The sequence below is a fragment of the Phyllobacterium sp. TAF24 genome (assembly GCF_052113785.1).
GTDB lineage: Bacteria > Pseudomonadota > Alphaproteobacteria > Rhizobiales > Rhizobiaceae > Phyllobacterium.
The window spans coordinates 110,272-130,218 of sequence record NZ_JBFRDN010000006.1 but is presented as its reverse complement, the minus strand read 5'-3'; the positions used below and the strand labels follow the sequence as shown (position 1 = coordinate 130,218).

The following is a 19,947-nucleotide window of genomic DNA, read 5'->3' as shown; positions in this document are numbered from 1 at the left end:
CGACCTCGATCATTCGGAACGGATAAGAACAATACGGCGGAGCCCGGCTTTCAAGCGCGCTCCAAAGATCAGGTTTTTCCTGTCTTTCCCTCTTTCAACATTGGTCGCAAACAGTTCATCTGCTGTTCTTACCCAGCATTATGCGTATATTCATGGGAGCGACTAGAGAGGGATTATGCTTTTGAGGGTAATTTTGTGCTGCAAAAACTGATCGATACCGGGCATAGCATGAAGACGGTTTCCCTGCCGCGGGGGCGCCATACGCTTCATACCATGCCAACCAGCACCGGTTATGAAGTGCGCCGTGATGAAATCTATGATTGGGATGGCCGCAAGCGGGGGCAGACCCCCTTTACTGTCCTGCAGCATACGATCAGCGGAACGGGCACGCTGCGCTATGAAAACCGGAACTATAAAGTGCGGGAGGGTGAAACTCTGCTCGTGCTTGTGCCGCATAACCACCGTTATTGGCTGGAGAAGGGCGATCACTGGGAGTATTTCTGGATCTCGATGAATGGTGAGGAAGCGTTGCGCATTCATCGTTCGATTCTCGCGGCGCAAGGGCCAGTTTTGAGGCTGCCAAGTGAGACAATCGAGCATCTTGCCGATTGCAGCATGCGCCTGATCATGGACGCGGAAACCGCTGGCCGCGCGTCAGCCATTGCCTATGAGGCAGCCATGGCACTCTACGATGGCGTGTTCGGCTCGCACCCTGTTGACCAGCATGAGAAGACGGTCATGCAGCCGGTCATCGATCACATCAGTGCCAATCTCGACAAACCACTTCCCGTTGAAGAACTGGCAAATGTTTCCGGCCTCAGCCGAGCGCATTTCTCGCGCGTCTTCGCCGAGTGTGAAGGTCTGCCACCTGCGGAGTTTGTCCTGCAGAAGCGGATGCAGCGCGCAACAAAGCTTCTGACAAACGCAGCCTTCCTGCCGGTTAAGGAGGTTGCGATCATGACCGGTTTTGACGACGCTAATTATTTTTCAAAGGTGTTCAGGCGAATATATGGGGCAAGCCCGACTGAATTCCGCACAACCGGAATGTATGCCAGCATTCCGACCCGCATTTCTGACGTGGACGCAGAATAGTACTCAACCCACGAGGCGTGCGTCGTGACATGGCAGGTGGCGTTTATCGCCGGGCGGCGATTGGGTGAACAGTTCGCTGGTTTTAAACGCCTTTAAACAGGCTACCGGCTGCAAGTACGATAAAAGCGACAAGCAACAACCAATAGCTGTAGGCGCCAAGAACTCCCACTGCAATTCCAACCACCGGAAGCAGCGATAGCACGGCCAGTATCACCGCGATAATAAACACAATTTTCGTAGGTGCGCTCAGTTGCATAAAGTTTCTCCTTTTTGAAACCGTTACCTCGCAGATTATACCATAGGTTGTGGAAACGTGGGAGAAAACACAAAGAGCGTCAAAACATGAATGATTGCGACCATCCATTTCGATGCGATTTAACGACTTTTGCGATTGCGTAGGGAGCCATAAAGCAAAAAGGCCCAACGCGGGAGGAGGTGCGCTGGGCCTTGATTGTAAATGCAGCAGGGAGGAGGTTGCTGCATTCGGCGTTAGGATTTCTGGGAGGAAAGAACCTAACATCTTCAAAATAGCATCGCTCAAATTTGGAGCAACATACAAAGTTGCATATTAGCTATGCAAATTGTCGCGTTGCGATTTGATGGGAATCAAAATGCGGCGTGTCGTTATGGAGTGTCGTGCTCATAATTTGATCATTCATGTATTTGTGCCGATATAAAGAGCAGTGCGCTTTTCAGTTATGAGCGCGACTCCCTGATCAATTGATCGGATGTAAGCTACCTGTACAGTCCTAATCAAATTCTATGGTTCTTGGCACGACAATTGCTTTGGCATTCCTGATATTGACCAATTGGGAAGCTTGCAAATGAACAGCAGATCACTATTCAAAATTCTTGGTGCGGCAATCCTGATGATTGGATCGCTTTGCCCAATAGGTACGGCGTCTGCCGATGCTTTGGCGGATATTGCATCCCGCGGAGTGCTTCGTGTGGCCGTCCCGCAGGATTTCCCGCCATTTGGCAGCGTTGGCACTGATATGACGCCGATGGGCTATGACATTGATGTAGCCAATCTGATTGCCGAAAAACTGGGGGTGAAGACGGAACTCGTCCCGGTGACAAGCGCCAACCGAATTCCCTATTTGCAGACAAACAAGGTTGATCTGGTAATTTCCAGTCTTGGCAAGAMTGCCGAACGCGAAGCGGTGATCGATTTTTCGGCGCCTTACGTCCCATTCTTCAATGGTGTGTTTGGACCTGCAACGGTAGCAATCTCCAAAGCTGAAGATTTGGCTGGAAAAACGATCGGCGTCACGCGCGGTGCGATCGAAGATCTGGAGCTTACCAAGATCGCACCCGGCGACAGCGTCATCAAGCGCTACGAAGACAATAATGGCACAATCTCGGCATTCCTGTCTGGCCAGGTCGAGGTTATCGCCACGGGCAATGTTGTTGCTGCAGCGATTCTTGCCAAGAACCCGCCAAAACGGCCGGAGCTAAAGTTCCTGATCAAGAATTCACCCTGTTCTATCGGCCTGAACAAGAACGAGCCAAAGCTTCTGGAGAAAATCAACAGCATCATCTCTTCAGCCAAAACTGATGGCACGTTGACAGCAATCTCCCAGAAATGGCTGGGCGCACCTATCCCTGCCGACCTCTAAACCACGGTGTGCGCCATCATGCTTTTGCAGGATGGCGTTTCATTCATTCCACCGAGCGGGGTTCCGTTTTGAAATATGTATTTGATTATAGCTGGCTGGCGCAATATTGGCCGGTTTTTCTCAAGGGGCTCACTATCACTGTTGAGCTGATTGCCGTTGGTGCAGTCATCGGCATAGCGCTTGGCATCCTTTGCGCCTGGATCAGGAGCTTGGGTCCTCAATGGTTGCGGCCGCCCGTAACCTTATATGTCGAACTGATCCGCAACACGCCTTTCCTGATCCAGTTGTTTTTCATTTTCTTTGGCCTGCCGTCGCTCGGTGTGCAGATGAGTGAATTGCAGGCGGCCAATCTGGCGATGATCATCAATCTTGGTGCTTACAGCTGTGAAATCATCCGGGCTGGCATTCAGGCGACGCCGCGCGGACAGTTCGAAGCCGGGTCCAGTCTCGCCATGTCGCCCTTCGAGACCTTTCGTCATGTGGTTCTGGTGCCTTCGCTGCAGCGGATATGGCCGGCGCTCACGTCGCAAATCATCATCGTCATGCTTGGCTCGTCAGTCGTTTCGCAAATTGCTGTCGAGGACCTGACTTTCGCAGCCAATTTTATCCAGTCGCGAACGTTCAGGGCCTTCGAGGCTTACTTCGTTTCGACTGCCATCTATCTGCTGCTGGCCATTCTCCTGCGACAGATCCTGGTTGTCACGGGACGGTTGATTTTCCCAAGGAGATCCGTCCGATGACCGAATTCACGCTTTGGGATATTGTGCGCAACCTTCTGCTTGCCATGCGCTGGACGGTTCTGCTTTCGCTGGTTTCGTTCATTGGTGGCGGGCTTGTTGCGACATTGCTTTTGTTCATGCGCATTGGGCGCGGGCGTTTCCTGCGGTTTATAGCCAAATACTATGTCGAATTGTTCCAGGGGACACCGCTGCTGATGCAGCTGTTCCTCGCTTTCTTTGGCCTTGGTCTCTTTGGCATCAATGTTCCTGCGTGGCTGGCCGCCGGTTTCGCATTGATCCTCTGGTCTGCGGCATTCCTCACCGAGATTTGGCGCGGCTGTGTGGAATCGGTTTTCAAAGGGCAGTGGGAAGCGTCAGCCAGTTTGGGCATGGGTTACGTCCAACAGATGCGTTACGTGATCATTCCGCAGGCGCTGAAGATCGCGATACCGCCGACGGTCGGCTTCTCTGTGCAAGTTATAAAGGGTACGGCGCTCACCTCAATCATTGGCTTCGTTGAGCTGTCCAAGGCTGGCACCATTGTTACCAATGCCACTTTCCAGCCTTTCACTGTCTACGGGCTTGTCGCCTTGTTCTATTTTGCTCTTTGCTGGCCACTGTCGAAGAGCAGCCAGATTCTGGAAAGGAAACTCAATGTCGCTCATCGAAGTCACTGAAGTCCGCAAGAGCTTCGGATCGAACGAGGTACTCAAAGGCATCAATATCGATGTTGATCCCGGTGAAGTCATTGCGATTATTGGCAAAAGTGGTTCGGGTAAATCCACGCTGCTTCGTTGCATCAACGGTTTGGAACTGATCGACGATGGCTCCATAGCGGTTGCGGGTGCACAATTGCTTCCAGATGAGCTGCATCTCAAGGCGTTGCGGCTCAAGGTCGGGATGATTTTTCAGCAATTCAATCTGTTCCCGCATTTGACTGCGGGCGGCAATGTCATGCTGTCTCAGATGGTGGTCAAGAAGACGCCGAAGGCGGACGCGGAGGCTATGGCTCGCAAGATGCTTGACCGGGTTGGTCTGGCACACAAATACGACGCGTTTCCCGATGAATTATCAGGCGGTCAACAACAGCGCGTGGCCATCGCCCGCGCATTGGCTATGCAGCCCATCGCTCTGTTGTGTGATGAAATCACGTCGGCGCTTGACCCGGAACTGGTGGCCGAAGTGCTGGCCGTCGTGCGCGAACTGGCGGCTGAGGGTATGACACTTTTGATGGTAACGCATGAAATGAAGTTTGCCCRCGACGTCTGTAGCCGGGTCGTCTTTATGCATCAGGGCCGGGTACATGAAATCGGCAAGCCGGAAGAGGTCTTTGCCAATCCACAGACACCTGAGCTAAAGCAATTCCTCGGTTTTTCAGCAGAACATTGAGCGAGCTGGAATCTGGTATCAATGGCGCAGAATCTTGCTGAGGAAGGCACGGCTGCGGTCAGTCTTTGGATTGGAGAAAAACTCTTCCGGTGTGCCGCTTTCAACAATAGCGCCTGCATCCATGAAAACCACCCGCTGGGCAACTTTGCGGGCAAAACCCATTTCATGGGTGACGACCATCATGGTCATGCCTTCTTCGGCAACACTGACCATAACGTCAAGCACTTCGCTGATCATCTCAGGGTCGAGTGCAGATGTCGGTTCATCAAACAACATGATCTTGGGCCGCATGCAAAGACAGCGCGCAATCGCGACGCGCTGCTGCTGACCACCTGAGAGTTCCGATGGGTAGGCGTTGAATTTGTCGGCGAGTCCAACTCTTGCAAGCATTTCGCGTCCGGCTGCTTCCGCTGCGGAACGAGCGATTTTGCGCACATGGATCGGTGCGAGAGTGACGTTCTCCAAGGCCGTCTTGTGCGGGTAGAGATTGAAGGATTGAAAGACAAAACCAACCTCGGCCCGAAGTTCGGTCATGTCGGTCGCGGGGTCACCGACACGATGTCCGTCAACAACAAGATCGCCGTCCTTGGTGCTCTCGAGGCCGTTGACGCAGCGGATCAGAGTGCTTTTGCCGGAACCGCTTGGTCCACAAACCACCACCACTTCACGCGGTTCCACGTTGAGTGTGATGTCCTTGAGCACATGCAGCGCTCCGAACCATTTATTGACGCCGCGAAACTCAATCATGCCTGATACCTTCCTTGATGAAGTGTCGGCCCATTCTCACAATTGTACCTCGCCATGCGCAGCGCCCATGCGGCTTTCGAGCCTGCGGGCGAGCAGTATGAGTGGATAGCAGACGACAAAATAGCCAATGCCAACAATGGCGAACACAAGAAGGCCATTCGGCACCCGTTGCACGACAAGCCAGCCAACCCGGGTGAGATCGGTCAAGCCGATTGCCGAGACAACCGACGAATCCTTGATAAGAAGCACATATTGCCCCACTAGCGGCGGTAGCGACATCCGCATGGCCTGAGGCAGCACAACTTGCCGCATTCTTTGCCAGCGTGACAAGCCCGATGCAAGCGCCGCCTCGACCTGCCCGGTCGGAACAGCACGGATGCCAGCGGCAACGATTTCGCAGATGAAGCAGGCAGCCAGATTGGATAGAGCGATGATACCGGCTGTGAACGCGTCAAGCTCAATGCCCAATTCAGGCAGGATGAAGAAGATCAGGAAAATCTGCACAAGGAACGGTGTGCCGCGTATCAGATCGACCCAGACACCAATGGCCCGGCTGATCAATTGATCACCGCCTGTCCTCAATATGCCGAGGGCAAAGCCGACAAGCGTGCCAACGACAAGGCTGATGAGTGATAGTGCCACGGTCATGCCTAGACCCCGCAGAGCCAGCGGATAGCTGCCGATAAGACTTTGGAATTGCTGCCAGATCATGTGCGGCTCCTGACTGACTGTTGGCCAAGCCACCGGCCTGACAGGGCTGCGAGGCCCTTCAGCCCATAATAGAGGATGAGATAACAGGCAGCGGTTGTAATAAAACCTTCAGCCGGCATGAAGCGGTCTGAAGCCAGGAGCTGCCCGGCGCGGGTCAGTTCCGAGACCGATATCAGGGAGAGCAGCGCAGAGTCCTTCACCAGCACAATGGCTTGGCCAAGGAGCGGAGGAATTGTTACGCGGAACGCTTGCGGCAATACCACGAGGCGCATGCGTTGCATGTAGGTCATCCCCGATGCAATACCTGCCTCCACTTGTCCGCGTGAGATGGACAGGATACCCGCCCGAATAATCTCGGCGATATAGGCGCCGCTGTTCAACGATAGAGCGAGGATACCGACAACGAGTTCCGGCAATACAATGCCAAGTCGTGGCAGGCCAAAGTAGAGGAAATAAAGCTGTGCCAGCAGAGGCGTTGCGCGAATGGCATCGATATAAATCTTTGCGGGGACATTGGCTAAGCGCGAGCGCTGCAAATTCATGGCGCAAAGAATTATTCCGACAGCAAGAGCACCGGCGAAGGAAACAATCGACAGCCAAAGCGTCGCGAGGAAGCCGTGGCCGAACAGCGGCAGGTATTCGACGATGGTGCGAAAGCTGAAATTTTCAAGCATGTCCGGGATGATCCCTCAGGCGACCGTGCGAATAGTGATCCGGCAGGTGGGTGGCCGTAGGCGGCTTTAACGAACCGGCTACGACCACCCAAACCTATCCATGCCTAGTGATCTTTTTTCCAGGCATCGGATTCGACCCAGTAATCCAGGTTTTTCTGGAGACGGCCATCAATTGCTACCTGATCGAGAAACAGGTTCATCCAGATAAGAAGGTCCTGTTCATCGTAGCGGGTGGCAAATGCCAGCGGCTCTTTCGACAGCAGTTCCGGCATCACGGTGAACGTTCCGGCCGGATAGGCGGCGGATTGGCCCTTTACAGCTGAGACGTCGTTGACGCCGCAATCGGCCTGACCATTGTTAACCGCATCGAGCAGGAGCGGACCGCCACCCTTGTAGCTTTTGATGTCAGCATCCGGGAATGTCGCCTTGGCTACCTTTTCGCCGGTAGCGCCGAGCAGAACGGCGATTTTGGTGCCTGCCGCCTTGCAGGAGTCGATCGTCGTGAACTTGCTCCCCGCCTTTGCGAAGACGGTGCTGCCTGTGAACATGAAGGGTTTGGTAAAAGCGACTTTCATGGCGCGCGGCAGGGTCGGGGTCATGTCTGCGACAAGCAGATCGGCCTTCCCTGACAGAAGCGCCGGAATAAGACCATCCCAATCAAAATCGAGAAAGCTGATCTTTACGCCCATTTCCTTTGCCATCAGCTCGGCAAGCTCCACGGAACTGCCGGTGCGCTTGCCTGCCTGATCAACCATGGAAAAGGGAGGGCCCTGCGTCTGTACCGCAACACGCAATTCCCCGCGCTTGACGATATCATCCAGCGTTCCGGCATTTGCGGCACTGGCCGCAGTGAGCATCGCAAGACCTGCGATAACCAGTTTGGCAACCTTCATTCTCTGTTCCTCCTCGTTATATGCCCCGCCTATTTTTAGGCGTTATTGGTATAGTCCGACCTCCTCGGACGGGATCTTCCAACTCAATCATTCAACAGGCGTTGGGTCGGGACCTTCCGACCAGCAGCCTTCCGGCAAGGTCACCCATTTATTGCATGACGCCATGACCACGAAGGTTTCGGTGCGAACGATCTCTCCCAGATCGCCGACCGCGGGAATCAATTCACTTGTGACGCGGTAAAGATCAGCGACATCCCCGGCAACGACAACCTCGACAATGATATCGAACCGTCCTGTCACCACGGATGCGGAACTCACAAAGGGTAATTCCGCAATGCGCCGCGCAATCTCGCGGGCTCGGCCACGCCCTTGTGCATTGACGCCGACAATCGCCGAGATCAATTCCGGCCGCTCGGTCAGATTGAGCGACCCTGTAATCTTGAGAAGATCCCGGTCAAGCAGGTTGCGCAGACGGGTCCGCACCGTGGGTACGGATATCTCCATCATCTCGGCAAGCCGCGTAATGGCGAGCTGCCCATCCTGTGAAAGCAGTTTGACGAGCCGACGATCGGTCTGGTCGAGATGATCCCGCAAATGGGCTGACTTTCATGAGTGGAAAAAAATGAAGAAAATTCTTTCTGATATAAAACATCCTATGCGTGATGAATTCACAATACAAGTGTTCTGATAGATTTACATTCGTTCGTGCCAGTAGCTTTGTGCTGACGGATAAACGCACCCAGGTCCACCGTGAGAACGCCTCCGCCCACATGATTTACGTTGGCGTTCTAGGAATGGCGCAGATGGCCTCCCGGAACACCTGATGGCGAGAGAACCGTTTGCCAAAGCTGTATCTGGCGAGCCCGGAAACATCCTGCCATGCACAGGAGATAGTATCGCCACATCCGATAGAACCGCTCGCCGTACTTCGACGCGAATTGTGGCCACGCCGCTTCAAATCGAACATGCCACGCCATCAACGTCTTGTCGTAATCGGCTCCGAAGTTGTGAACATCTTCGATAACAAACCGGCCATCCACACTGGTGGATATTTCATTCAGGGATGGCAGTTCACCATTCGGGAAAATATAGCGATCGAACCAGGGGTCTATGACGTTCCGGGTGCGTTTTCTTCCAATCGTGTGCAGCAGAAACAATCCGTCTGCGACCAGACTGCGTTTGCTGGTATCGAAAAAAGCACCATAATTTTTGTGGCCAACATGCTCGAACATGCCGATTGACGCGATACGGTCGAATTTCTCCTGCCCGTCTACATTGAACGAGCGATAATCGGCCAGACGAAACTCCACAGGCAGTCCGCTTAGCTTTTGACGCGCGAACTCTGCCTGCTCCTTGGATATCGTCAAGCCAACACAGGAAACGCCGTAGTTTTCTGCAGCAAATTGCATAAGGCTGCCCCAGCCGCAACCAATGTCCAGAAGGCGCATTCCGGGCTGAAGGCCGAGTTTACGGCAAACGAGATCGAGCTTTGCTGCCTGCGCATCTTCGAGATTGTCGGCCTCTCTCCAATATCCGCAGGAATAGGTCAGGCGGCTATCAAGCATTGCAGAAAAAAGATCATTGCCAACGTCGTAATGCGCCTTGCCGACCTGCCATGACCGCCTGCTATTTTGCAGGTTGAGCAAACGTGCTTTCAATGTCTGCACAATGTCTTTTGCCGTGACATGCTCTGTTAGATTGGCCTGAAATATCCGTTCAAAGAAGATATCCAGAGATGCGCAATCCCACCAGCCATCCATGTAGCTTTCGCCAAGTCCCAAGCTACCCTGAGCCAGTATGCGGGTGGGGGCTCTTTCATCCTTGATCTGAATATCCCATGGAGCGTCGCCATTAATCCGGATACCGGCGCGACCGAGAAGATTACCCAGCGTTCCGATGGCGGAGGCCTTCGTGCCACTGGGTGTCGTTGGTTGCGGTGCTGTTTTCCTTGTCGATCCATTGTCAAAATCAAGGTCCATGCTAGCTCCCGCGTTGGTATTTTTGACTGTACCGTCAAGACATCAGTGGGAGCTATATGAGCAGTATGGATAGTAAAATGTCAAAACCTTCATGGAACTGCACATTTACCAGATATGCAGTCGAAGAGATTAATTGTTGGTGGGAAACCAGCATGACGTTTCGCCGAAAATCCTGACGAATCTCTGTAACGATCCTTGTCGTCCAAGCTATTTCGCCCGGTGTGCGATCCGGGCATATCAGTAGTATTACCTATTGCGAGTGATTTGTTGCTTTGTCATTCTTCATTCAAATGAACACACGTTTGCCGGCTTGTCGCCTTTTCGTCAGAACAAGCCTGCTACAATGATTTACCCATTGCGTGGGTCTTGGGCGCAAATGACCGTGTAATTGACCACTCGCACCTGTCGAGTGTTGATGCAAGGGTGCTTGAGAAAGGCTGGTCGCCCGTCAGCTTGGCCGTAGTTGCGGTCCAGCGCCGTTACTCCGACGTTGCGCAAGTTTCTGCACTTTGCTCGACCTCATTTGCGCTTTCACTGGGATTGCTTTGTTTGAGTTTGGGAGCGGCTAAGGAGACACGGGAGGCTCGTGCCTGGGTGACGTGTGCCATCTTTGCGCGGCGGATTTGCCTTCTCGTAGATTTTTGTTCCTGGTCCGCACGCTGCGCGTGGATGAGCAGGGTGATAATCGCGTTCACCGCATCATCGGCAACGATTGATTTGAGGACTGCAGGATTCATCTTGTTTCGATAAAGCGCTATCATCAGAACATCTTGAGCTGCACGCTTAAAGCGGTACAACTCTCGCGGTTTGATCGGGTGTGCCGTCTGGAAATCATTCATGCCTTGTCCATTATCCGGTAGATGACATTTGCCATTATTTCCAACGTGTGTCCGAAGAGCCTCTCAGTTGAGGCAACTCAGTACAGTGTAGTACGCGGCCAGATCAGAATAAATATGTATGGCTACCTAGGGGTGGGTATTCCTTGTGGCATCCCGAGCCGGTTCGATGGCGTGTTCGTTGAATTTAAAAGCTTGGCGCTCGATCTGGGTAACTGGACATGCAAAATGTTGCTGTCCGGGTTGAACGCCAAAGGTTTCAGGGAACGAATTTGACATCATGCACAACATACAAATGTCAGAATCGTACCGCTAGGTACAAATACGAATGTATTATCCGCATGCGCTATGATCCTATTGCACCAGTGCAACATTGTTTTTGAATGAGTTCGTATTTTATGGAGATTTATACAGGGGTTTCATAATGCCGAATTGCCAAGCCATCTATGGTTAAATCGTTGAAGCCTATTCTTGTGGCAGTATTTCATCGACGTATTTTTTAATTTCGAATCCGTGGGTGATTGGTGCCTGCGCGATCTGGGGCTGAAGAACTATGCGCTAAGCATTGTTCTCCTCCCTCATGGGCATGAAAATTGGGAGAATTGGCTTCATTTGTCCGCTTGAGTGTTCCAGTAACACTATCCCCAATGATGGGGCTAATACCTGTTAGTGGTGGCGTTTGCCACCATCGACGGGTCGTCACTTGGAAGACTGCAAGTTTGAGTTCGTTCTCGATGTTGAAAGTTCGGTATGATCGGCAACAAAGTTAATGTCTTGAATGACCGAGGTGCCCAATTTACAATATGTCTGTCACAACTGGACAAGGTGATGCTTTGATGCGCTATCCGGTCTACCTCGTTGATGATGATTCTGCGGTCAGGGAAGGGCTTTGCCTGCTCTTCGAAGCGTACAAGATAGATGTTGTGACCTTCAGCGATCCTGTGGACTTTCTCCAAAAGGTCGATCCGCTACCGCCCGGTTATTTGCTTCTGGATTTGCAGATGCCCGAACTGTCGGGACTGGAATTGCAGAGGGAACTGATATCGAGAGATATTATATGGCCGATCATAATCATCACCGGACATGGCGATTTGAACAGTTGCCGGGATGCATTCAAATCCGGTGTTGTGGACTTTCTTTCAAAGCCCGTTGATCAGGAGCAACTGTTCGAGGCCTTAACCAAGGCAGATCGAGCGCTCGTGGTTGCGTTGGAAAAACGGGAAACAGAGGCGTTGCTTGCGACATTAACTCGCCGTGAAAATGAAATCCTCAGCCTCGTCTGCAGGGGATGGGGCTCGAAGGAAATTGCCGGCGCCCTAAACATTTCGCTGCGAACGGTCGATGCACATAGAGCCAATATTTCTGAAAAGCTGGGCACCTCGTCGGTGGCGGAATTTGTTCAGATGAAAATAGCCGTTCAATAAAACGTTCTTCCGCATCACGTCGTCAGCATCCGGTTCGGTATCGGATGGAAATCGGCAACTGAGCAAGTTAGCCCTTGCTCAGTTGCCTGTCTTTCCTATTCTTCTATATCAACATCTTCGAAGAGGTTGCCGCCAAATGGATCAACCCGGAAGTCTTTGACTTTGGCACTGATGGGCTGTTGCACGACCTGATGGGCAATCGTCATCCATGGTGCCTGTTCTTTGAACACAACTTGCGCTTGTTCGTATAGCTTGGTTCTCTCGGCCTGATCCGTCGTGAGTTTCGCAGCTTGAATAAGCTTCTCAAAATCCTCATTGCACCAGTTGGCGCGATTGCCACTGCCTATGGCCTGACAGCCGAGAAGAGCTGCAAGGAAATTGTCCGGATCGGCAATTCCGCCGGTCCAACCAACAATGACAGCGCCATCCCGATCCTTTTCCAACGATCTTTTCAGATATTCGGTCCAATCATAGGAAATGATTTCGACCTTGATCCCTACCTTCGCCAAATCGGCTTGCATCATCTCGGCCGCGCGGCGCGCATTCGGCATATAAGGACGTTGAACCGGCATTGCCCAGATCTTCATGGAAAGATCGTTCACGCCTGCTTCGGCCAGCAATTTTTTCGATTGCTCTGGATCGTATGGATCGTCCTTAATCGTCTTGTTGTAAGACCAGACGCCGGGCGGGATTGCATTGACGGCAACTATGCCGGTCGAACCATAAATTGCGTCGATAATCGCCTGCTTATTGACAGCCATATTGATGGCTTTGCGCACGCGAACATCGTTAAATGGAACCGCCAATGTGTTATACGCCAGGAAGCCAACATTAAGGCCCTCTTTTTGCAGCACATTGATCGCCGGATTGGCTTTCATCTCTGGAATATCCGCCGGATTAGGATAGGCCATAACATGGCATTCACCCGCTTTCAGTTTCTGATACCGGACAGAGGCATCAGGCGTGACGGCGAAGATCAGGTCATCGATCTTTTGCTTGCCTCCCCAATAATCAGGATTGGCCTGCAGACGAATGACCGTATCCGGCTGATAATCGACAAACTGGTAGGGTCCTGTCCCGATAGGGAACAGACCAAATTGATCCTGCTTACCCTCAGCCAGAAGCTTGTCCGCATATTCTTTTGACTGGATCACCGCAAATGTGAGGGACAAGGAGGCAATCATCGTTGCCTCTGGCCGGGTGAGGACGAACTTGACGGTATTGTCGTCAAGTTTTTCGATTTTTTCGATCAGGCTTGGAAATGAATAGGAATTGTACTGTGGCCAAACCCCTTTGCCGTTGTAGGGATTGGCTTTGTTGCCCTGTCGATCAAATGTAAATATGACATCGTCGGCATTGAAATCCCGCGTTGGGGTAAAATAACTGGTGGTCTGAAACTTTACGCCCTTGCGAAGATGGAATGTATATTCTTTGCCATCTGCGGAAATAGCCCAGCTCTCGGCAAGTCCAGGCTCAAGTTCGGTTGAACCGCGTTTTATCTTGATAAGACCATTGGAAACGTTGCGCGCGGAGGCGTCATAGGTTGCACCTGATGTGGTGGCAGCAGCATCGAAGCCATCCGGGGAGGCTTCCGAGCAATAGATCAATGTTTTTGCCGAGGCAGCGGTTAATGCCGGTCCACTCAATGCGATTGCTAGAATGGTCGCTGAAAAAATCTTTTCGGGGAGTTTCATATCGTCCTGTCTCTTCTAGGAATCAACTTGCCGCAGTTGGTGGGATTAGAATTTATCAACGAGGGTTTGAAACAATGCAATACAAATGTATCAATCAATAAACACTTGTCGCAAGAGGGGGAATCATTGAAATCAGCCCCTCGGTCAGATGTAAGGAACCCCAATGGACGTTGTTGAACGATTTCTGAATTACACCCGCATCAACAGCACCACAGTGCCGGGGGCGGGGCATCTGCCCTCCAGTTCGGGGCAGACGGTTCTGGCGCGTTTGCTGGCCGGCGAATTGCGTGCGTTGGGTCTGAGCGTTGAGGAAAGAGACCATTCAATCGTAGTGGGTACGCTTCCATCCAACGTGATGGATAAAGGTCGCAAAATTCCGACCGTTGCATGGGTAGCCCATCTGGATACCAGCCACGAGTATAACACGGATACGCATGCTCAAATCATAGATTACAACGGTGGTGACATCGTGCTGAACGAAGCGCTCGGTGTCGTCATGCGGGCAGGCGAGTTTCCTGAACTCGAGCGTTATGTCGGTGACCGCATCATCGTGACAGATGGAACGAGCCTGCTCGGCGCAGACAACAAATCGGCCATAGCCGAGATCATGCACGCAATGCAGACCCTCCAGTCGAATCCGCAAATCGAGCACGGCGACGTGAAGGTTGTCTTTGTTCCGGATGAAGAAATTGGTCTTCTGGGCGCCAAGGCGCTGGATGTAGCATCTCTTAACGCAGACTTCGCCTACACACTGGATTGTTGTGCGATCGGCGAGATTGTCTATGAGAACTGGAACGCGGGCGAGTTCCACATAACGGTGCGGGGCCAGACGGCTCACCCGATGTCCGCCAAAGGAAAGCTGCGCAATGCGGTTCTATTTGCCCAGCAGTTCATATCGATGCTTCCGGCAGGGGAGCGTCCTGAATATACGGAAAACCGGGAAGGCTATTATTGGGTAAAATCCATCCATGGCACCGTTGCCGAGGCTCGAATTGTCCTCGATATCCGCGATTTTACACAGGCCGGTTTTGAGCATCGGCGTCACTTCGTGCAGAACCTTGTTGAAAGTTTCAACCAGCTCCATGGTGCCCAGACTGTAGTTTCCACTTATACGCCCATGTATCGCAACGTTGCCGAAAGTCTGCAGGGCGCTAATCGCTATCCAGTCGATCTGGCACTGGAAGCAATGCGGGCAATTGGCGTGGAGCCCAAGTCCATTCCGATGCGTGGTGGTTACGACGGAGCCGTACTCTCGGAAAAAGGTTTACCATGCCCCAATCTCTTCTGCGGGGCTCACAACTTCCATTCGCTCTACGAGTTTCTTCCGGTTGGGTCGCTCATCAAAGCTTCCGAAATGGTTGTTGAGATTCTGCGTCGTGCGGCTAATCCGGATAGGGGATAGGTTTTCACAATCAGCCATCCAATCAGCGTATCGCTGGTGCATATTTTGAAGTTTGAGTAAGCAAAATATCAAAAAAGTATCAGTATGGTGCTGAAAACGAGGTAGCTGAATTGCTATCGCGCGTTTAGTGTTTTGTTCAAGAGCCAGAGAATGGCCGGTGAACTTGGAGGAGGATCAACACCACAAGCAAACCGGCTCGTTATCCGAATTAACAACGCAGACGGCTCAGTGCGTTTCATTGCCGGAGGAGGGCCAATGAGACCAGATCTTGAAGTTGTACAGATTTGTCGCGGTGAGGCCTTCAAAGCTTGGTCGCACGGTTATCCTTATCATACAGTTCGTTGGCATTTTCACCCTGAATATGAAATCCATTTGATTGTAGAAACATCCGGTCGTTATTTCGTCGGTGACTTCATCGGTGAATTTGAACCAGGTAACCTTATTCTGACCGGACCAAATCTGCCCCACAATTGGGTTAGCAATGTGCCCGAAGGTCAGGTCATCGAGAGGCGTGGCCTGATCGTCCAGTTCACTGAACGGTTTATTGAAAATACGATGGACGTGTTTCCGGAGCTTGCTGTTTTCAAGACGATCCTGCAGAAGAGCCCGCGCGGATTGCTCTTTGATCCGGAGACAGCGAAAGCCGTAAAACCCAATTTGAGTGAGCTTGTCGATGCGCATGGTGCACGCCGTATCGCCCTTTTCATGCAGATCATTCATCAATTGGTCAATGCGCCGGAGCGCAAGCCGCTGGCAAGCCACAACTACATGCCAGACCCGTCGGGTTATATGTCCGTGTCGATGAACAAGGTTTTGTCCTACATCGCCGAAAACCTTACATCACCGAAGAAGGAAAGCAGCCTGGCGGCGATTGCGGGTCAGAGCGCAAGTGCATTTTCCCGCTCCTTTCACAAGCACACGGGTATGACGCCCGTGCAATATATCAACCGGTTGCGCATCAATCTCGCCTGTCAGCTGCTGATGAGCGAGGAGGGTATGTCCGTTACGGATATTTGCTACGAGGTGGGCTTCAATAATCTTTCGAATTTCAATCGCCAGTTTTTGGCACTGAAAGCAATGGCACCCTCGAGATTCCGCGTGCTGCACGCAGAACAGTTCGCGAGGAAGGCAGCTGCCTGACCGGCAGCAAACACGACCACCATTGACTGAGTACTGACGTAGAAACGCGAAAACCGTTCCTGCGAAAGGGAGAGATTTATCTGTAGCGCAAACAACAAGTGGAGGAGACACAATGTTGCGTTCATTCATCAAGGCGGCATCAGTCGCGGCAATTCTGATTGGCGGCAGCCAGGCTGTGGCTTTCGCCCAAAGCAAGCCGCTTAAAATCGGCATGACTTTTCAGGAGCTCAACAACCCTTATTTCGTCAGCATGCAGGATGCGTTGAACGCGGCAGCAAAATCGCTCGGAGCCGAAGTTGTCGTTACGGATGCTCGACACGACGTCGCCAAGCAGATCGCCGATGTTGAGGACATGATCCAGCAAGGCATCAATATCCTTCTGGTCAATCCAACTGATTCCAGTGGTATCGAAGCTGCGGTGCAAGCGGCCCATGACGCCGGTATTATCGTTGTTGCGGTGGATGCCAATGCTTCTGGTCCGGTGGACAGTTTCGTAGGCTCAAAAAACCGCGATGCCGGTTATATGTCCTGCAAGTATCTCGCGCAGGCACTTGGTGGTTCTGGAGAGGTCGCCATATTGGACGGCATTCCTGTTGTTCCCATTCTGCAGCGTGTTGAAGGATGCAAGGCAGCATTGGGCGAAGTGCCTGGTATCAAGATCGTCGAAGTGCAGAACGGCAAGCAGGAACGCGACACAGCCCTGAGTGTCACCGAAAACATGATCCAGGCGCATCCCAATCTGAAGGGTATTTTCTCGGTCAATGACGGTGGTTCGATGGGTGTGCTCTCGGCCATCGAAGCCAGTGGCAAGGATATCAAACTCACCTCCGTGGATGGTGCGCCTGAGGCTGTTGAAGCCATCGGCAAAGGCGGAGCCTTCATCGAAACGACAGCCCAGTTTCCCCGTGATCAGGTGCGCATTGGTCTCGCCTTGGCTTTGGCAAAGCACTGGGGTGCAAAGGTCGTTCCGCAAGCGTTACCGATCGATGTGGTCGTGGTCGATGCAAAGAACGCATCTGGTTTCAGCTGGTAACCAGCATGAGGTTTCCCGCCAGACGCGGGAAACCTCATTGCGGAGGAACGCAACGATGAGCCCACTTTTGCAAGTCGAGAATATTTCAAAGAGCTTTGTCGGCATCAAGGCGTTGACCGATGTCAGCATGATCGTCAAGGCCGGTGAAATCCACGCGCTGCTGGGTGAAAATGGTGCTGGAAAATCGACGCTGATGAAAATTCTATGCGGTGTCCACAGGACGGATGCGGGCAGAATTCTGATTGAAGGACAGGATTGTGTCTTTGCCCGCTATGAGGATGCAGTCAAGGCAGGCGTTGGTATCGTTTTTCAGGAATTCAGCCTGATCCCCTATCTCAACGCGGTTGAAAACATATTTCTCGGGCGAGAGCTGCGCTCTGCTTTCGGCATGCTCCAGCGCGGACGCATGCGCCAGCGGTCGAGAGAACTGCTCGACAGGCTCGGCATTACTATTCCGCTGGATGAGCCGGTGCAGAATTTGAGCATCGCGCAGCAGCAGTTCATTGAGATTGCCAAGGCACTGGCGCTTGATGCACGCATTCTCATTCTCGATGAGCCCACCGCAACATTAACACCAAGCGAAGCCGAGCATCTCTTTGCCATCATGCGGGAACTGCGGCGTCAGGGTGTTGCAATGATTTTCATTTCACATCACCTCGATGAGATTTTTGAAATCTGTGACCGGATCACTGTTTTGCGGGATGGCAGTTTTGTTGGTGAACGGGCTGTAGGCTCGACAAATATCGATGAACTCGTCGAACTGATGGTTGGCCGGAAGATCGAAAAGAGCTTTCCGTCAAAGCCGTTTAATCCGCCGAGAAACGAGATCGCACTCGATGTCATTGAGTTGCAGTTGGCGGGTGGTGACCCGGTCAATAGTTTCAGTCTCTACAAGGGCGAAATTCTGGGATTTGCCGGGCTTGTGGGCTCAGGTCGAACGGAAACCGCACTTGGGATCATCGGAGCAATCTCCACGACCCGTAAAAAGGTCAGGGTGCATGGAAAAGATGCCAAGCTTTCCAGCCCAAGCGATGCGCTGCTGCAAGGGATCGGACTGTTGCCGGAAGATCGGAAAGGCGAGGGCCTGATTACGTCCTCCAGCGTGCGCAACAATATGACGCTCAACAATCTGGGCAAATACAAACAATGGCATTTTTTCATCGACGGAAAGGCCGAGCACGACAGTGCCCTCGACATGATGAAAAAGGTGAAGCTGAAGGCCAGCGGCCCGGAAAGTCGTGTCGATAGTCTGTCTGGAGGCAATCAGCAAAAGGTTGTCATCGCCCGATGGCTCAATCACCATGCCGATATCCTGTTCTTTGACGAACCCACGCGCGGCATCGATGTGGGCGCCAAGGCGGAAATCTACCAGCTCATGCGCGAACTGACTGAACGTGGTTTTTCCATTGTCATGATCTCTTCGGAACTGCCTGAGATCGTCGGTATGTCTGACCGGGTGGCTGTGTTCAAACAGGGCAGGATTGCCACCATTCTTGAACCGCCGCAGATCACGCCCGAGGACATCATGCGTTACGCAACGGCAGGTGAAACCAACCACAATGCAGGTATCCATCATGACTTCGTCTGATCAAACACAGATGGCGACTGGTATGGCATTGAAGCAGCAGAATCTGCTGCGGGTGCTCAGGCAGTCCCCGATTTTTTATCCATTGCTAGGGCTTCTGGCCGTATCCATCATCATGGTTTTTGCCAGCGACAGCTTTCTGTCCGTGGCAAACATCACCAATATCATGCGGCAGGTATCGATCATTGCCATCATCGCCGCTGGCATGACGTTCGTCATTCTGACTGGCGGGATTGATCTATCGGTCGGTGCTGTCATGGCGCTTGCCGGGACCATTGCCGCGGGGCTCATGGTTGCTGGTCTCAACGCATCGCTGGCTCTTCTGGCAGGTATTGGTATCGGCATCGGTATTGGTGTCTTTAATGGCGGACTGGTCGCGTTTGCGGGAATGCCGTCAATCATCGTCACCCTTGCCACCATGGGCATAGCGCGCGGATTTGGCCTCATGTATTCGGGCGGCTATCCCATCAGCGGCCTGCCATCATGGATCAAGTTCTTCGGCGGCGGCACGGTTCTGGGCGTTCAAATGCCAATTCTCATCATGCTTGTTGTTTATGTGCTGGCATGGGTGCTTCTGGAACGGACGCCGTTCGGGCGGCATGTTTATGCAATCGGCGGCAATGAAACTGCGACGCGCCTTTCGGGCGTACGCGTTAGCCGTACCAAACTGTTTGTGTACGTTCTCAGCGGCTTCACCGCATCGATTGCAGCCATCGTTCTGACCTCCCGTCTCATGAGCGGACAGCCCAATGCCGGCACCGGTTTTGAACTTGATGCCATTGCGGCAGTTGTTCTCGGAGGGACTTCGATAGCGGGCGGGCGTGGCTCGGTTATTGGCACACTCATCGGAGCCTTGCTGTTGGGCGTGCTGAATAACGGTCTGAACATGATGGGCGTCGACCCTTACGTCCAGAATGTGATCAAGGGCGGGATCATTCTTCTTGCCATTTACATCGGCCGCGAACGGCGCAGCTGAATCTTTCCAATCAACCAACTTGCAGAGTATGAAA

At 52.6% G+C, this 19,947-nt stretch carries 20 protein-coding genes; 11 read left to right on the top strand and 9 right to left on the bottom strand.

Going from position 1 to position 19,947, the window contains the following annotated elements:
- Positions 1-228 precede the first annotated feature (228 nt).
- Entirely contained in the window at positions 229-1,092 is an 864-nt protein-coding gene (locus AB4Y96_RS07775) for an AraC family ligand binding domain-containing protein (RefSeq protein WP_441916499.1), read from the top strand.
- An 82-nt stretch (positions 1,093-1,174) separates the two neighbouring features.
- Here AB4Y96_RS07775 and AB4Y96_RS07770 read toward each other — a convergent pair whose 3' ends face one another.
- The gene (locus AB4Y96_RS07770) at positions 1,175-1,348 is read right to left on the bottom strand and encodes a hypothetical protein (RefSeq protein WP_091881418.1); all 174 of its coding nucleotides are present in this window, start codon (positions 1,346-1,348) and stop codon (positions 1,175-1,177) included.
- A gap of 613 nt (positions 1,349-1,961) precedes the next feature.
- On the opposite strand from AB4Y96_RS07770, the gene AB4Y96_RS07765 reads away from it, so the two are divergent.
- From AB4Y96_RS07765 to AB4Y96_RS07750, 4 genes are all read left to right on the top strand, one after another.
- On the top strand, positions 1,962-2,711 hold the full coding sequence (locus tag AB4Y96_RS07765) for a transporter substrate-binding domain-containing protein (RefSeq protein ID WP_441916552.1): 750 nt from the start codon (positions 1,962-1,964) through the stop codon (positions 2,709-2,711).
- Between the two features lie 68 nt (positions 2,712-2,779).
- Positions 2,780-3,451 carry an amino acid ABC transporter permease gene (locus AB4Y96_RS07760; protein ID WP_441916498.1) on the top strand — a complete coding sequence of 224 codons (672 nt, stop codon included), beginning with the start codon at positions 2,780-2,782 and terminating at the stop codon, positions 3,449-3,451.
- Positions 3,448-4,107 carry an amino acid ABC transporter permease gene (locus AB4Y96_RS07755; RefSeq protein ID WP_441916497.1) on the top strand — a complete coding sequence of 220 codons (660 nt, stop codon included), beginning with the start codon at positions 3,448-3,450 and terminating at the stop codon, positions 4,105-4,107. Before AB4Y96_RS07760 ends, AB4Y96_RS07755 begins: the two co-directional genes overlap by 4 nt.
- Positions 4,085-4,819: an amino acid ABC transporter ATP-binding protein gene (locus AB4Y96_RS07750; protein ID WP_441916496.1), complete on the top strand. Its 735-nt coding sequence runs from the start codon at positions 4,085-4,087 to the stop codon at positions 4,817-4,819. Before AB4Y96_RS07755 ends, AB4Y96_RS07750 begins: the two co-directional genes overlap by 23 nt.
- A gap of 18 nt (positions 4,820-4,837) precedes the next feature.
- Here the strand turns inward: AB4Y96_RS07750 and AB4Y96_RS07745 are convergent, their stop codons facing one another.
- From AB4Y96_RS07745 to AB4Y96_RS07715, 7 genes are all read right to left on the bottom strand, one after another.
- On the bottom strand, positions 4,838-5,566 hold the full coding sequence (locus tag AB4Y96_RS07745; RefSeq protein WP_091881410.1) for an amino acid ABC transporter ATP-binding protein: 729 nt from the start codon (positions 5,564-5,566) through the stop codon (positions 4,838-4,840).
- Between the two features lie 36 nt (positions 5,567-5,602).
- Positions 5,603-6,277 carry an amino acid ABC transporter permease gene (locus AB4Y96_RS07740; protein WP_441916495.1) on the bottom strand — a complete coding sequence of 225 codons (675 nt, stop codon included), beginning with the start codon at positions 6,275-6,277 and terminating at the stop codon, positions 5,603-5,605.
- Positions 6,274-6,951, bottom strand: coding sequence for an amino acid ABC transporter permease (locus AB4Y96_RS07735; RefSeq protein WP_091881406.1), 678 nt, complete (start codon positions 6,949-6,951; stop codon positions 6,274-6,276). The genes AB4Y96_RS07740 and AB4Y96_RS07735 overlap by 4 nt, the downstream gene beginning before the upstream one ends.
- Before the next feature lie 104 nt (positions 6,952-7,055).
- Complete coding sequence (locus AB4Y96_RS07730; protein WP_441916494.1) at positions 7,056-7,844, bottom strand: ABC transporter substrate-binding protein; 789 nt, start codon at positions 7,842-7,844, stop codon at positions 7,056-7,058.
- A gap of 87 nt (positions 7,845-7,931) precedes the next feature.
- On the bottom strand, positions 7,932-8,438 hold the full coding sequence (locus AB4Y96_RS07725; RefSeq protein ID WP_091881401.1) for an Lrp/AsnC family transcriptional regulator: 507 nt from the start codon (positions 8,436-8,438) through the stop codon (positions 7,932-7,934).
- 194 nt (positions 8,439-8,632) lie between these two features.
- Positions 8,633-9,823 carry a cyclopropane fatty acyl phospholipid synthase gene (gene cfa, locus AB4Y96_RS07720; RefSeq protein WP_441916493.1) on the bottom strand — a complete coding sequence of 397 codons (1,191 nt, stop codon included), beginning with the start codon at positions 9,821-9,823 and terminating at the stop codon, positions 8,633-8,635.
- A 479-nt stretch (positions 9,824-10,302) separates the two neighbouring features.
- Positions 10,303-10,662 carry a hypothetical protein gene (locus tag AB4Y96_RS07715; RefSeq protein ID WP_441916492.1) on the bottom strand — a complete coding sequence of 120 codons (360 nt, stop codon included), beginning with the start codon at positions 10,660-10,662 and terminating at the stop codon, positions 10,303-10,305.
- Between the two features lie 833 nt (positions 10,663-11,495).
- Here AB4Y96_RS07715 and AB4Y96_RS07710 point away from each other — a divergent pair.
- Complete coding sequence (locus tag AB4Y96_RS07710) at positions 11,496-12,083, top strand: response regulator transcription factor (RefSeq protein WP_441916491.1); 588 nt, start codon at positions 11,496-11,498, stop codon at positions 12,081-12,083.
- A gap of 95 nt (positions 12,084-12,178) precedes the next feature.
- Here AB4Y96_RS07710 and AB4Y96_RS07705 read toward each other — a convergent pair whose 3' ends face one another.
- Positions 12,179-13,777, bottom strand: a complete 1,599-nt coding sequence (locus AB4Y96_RS07705) for an ABC transporter substrate-binding protein (protein WP_441916490.1) — start codon at positions 13,775-13,777, stop codon at positions 12,179-12,181.
- Positions 13,778-13,940: 163 nt separating this feature from the next.
- On the opposite strand from AB4Y96_RS07705, the gene pepT reads away from it, so the two are divergent.
- From pepT to AB4Y96_RS07680, 5 genes are all read left to right on the top strand, one after another.
- Positions 13,941-15,179, top strand: a complete 1,239-nt coding sequence (gene pepT, locus AB4Y96_RS07700) for a peptidase T (RefSeq protein WP_441916489.1) — start codon at positions 13,941-13,943, stop codon at positions 15,177-15,179.
- A gap of 255 nt (positions 15,180-15,434) precedes the next feature.
- A complete protein-coding gene (locus AB4Y96_RS07695; protein ID WP_441916488.1) occupies positions 15,435-16,319 on the top strand; it encodes a helix-turn-helix domain-containing protein in 885 nt (294 codons plus the stop codon).
- A gap of 112 nt (positions 16,320-16,431) precedes the next feature.
- Positions 16,432-17,352, top strand: coding sequence for an ABC transporter substrate-binding protein (locus AB4Y96_RS07690; protein ID WP_091881384.1), 921 nt, complete (start codon positions 16,432-16,434; stop codon positions 17,350-17,352).
- 55 nt (positions 17,353-17,407) lie between these two features.
- Positions 17,408-18,940 carry a sugar ABC transporter ATP-binding protein gene (locus AB4Y96_RS07685; RefSeq protein ID WP_441916487.1) on the top strand — a complete coding sequence of 511 codons (1,533 nt, stop codon included), beginning with the start codon at positions 17,408-17,410 and terminating at the stop codon, positions 18,938-18,940.
- Positions 18,927-19,913 carry an ABC transporter permease gene (locus AB4Y96_RS07680; protein WP_175540622.1) on the top strand — a complete coding sequence of 329 codons (987 nt, stop codon included), beginning with the start codon at positions 18,927-18,929 and terminating at the stop codon, positions 19,911-19,913. The genes AB4Y96_RS07685 and AB4Y96_RS07680 overlap by 14 nt, the downstream gene beginning before the upstream one ends.
- The last annotated feature ends 34 nt before the right edge of the window (positions 19,914-19,947 follow it).